The 497-nt window shown below is 65.4% G+C and carries 1 protein-coding gene; it reads right to left on the bottom strand.

Annotation, left to right across the window (positions count from 1 at the left end; translation table 11 throughout):
* Window positions 1–497: Ig-like domain-containing protein (locus ACXPVS_RS27415; protein ID WP_458512663.1), on the bottom strand; the 497-nt coding region annotated here is incomplete at both ends.

Genomic DNA, 497 nt, shown 5'->3' with positions numbered 1-497 from the left:
CCGTTGGCATCCAGCGTCAGGTAACCGTAGGTGCCGTTGATCTGGCTGTTGAGGCCGCCAATGGCCGAGGTGGTGGTATCTGAACCGGCACGCACGCCGACCACCGCGCCTCCTGCGGCGAGACCATCGGCGCCGCCGACGTCGTTCCACAGCACGTTGCCACTGACAGTGCCGCCTTCGGCGACCGCAGCCTCGTCGGCATGAGCCGTCGGCAGGTCATCGACGATCTTGACCACGATGGTGCTGGTGGTGCTATTGCCCAAGGCGTCGGTGGCTTTGTAGGTAAAACTTTCGCTGAGGGTGTTCGCGCCGTCGTTCGCCTGCGGCGTGGTGCTTGGCGCCGAGGTCAGCGTGTAGGTGTAGGAGCCATCGGGATTGAGCAGGATTTGCCCGTAGCTGCCAGTGGCGCTGCCGACCAGGGTGTAGGTGATCGCACCGACCGCGCCGCTGACCGAACCGACCAGGGTGCCACTGGCGGTTTCACCGGTGTTGCCCGG

This window comes from Pseudomonas sp. Ma2-10 (assembly GCF_054330215.1).
This window is presented reverse-complemented; position numbering and strand designations above follow the sequence as displayed.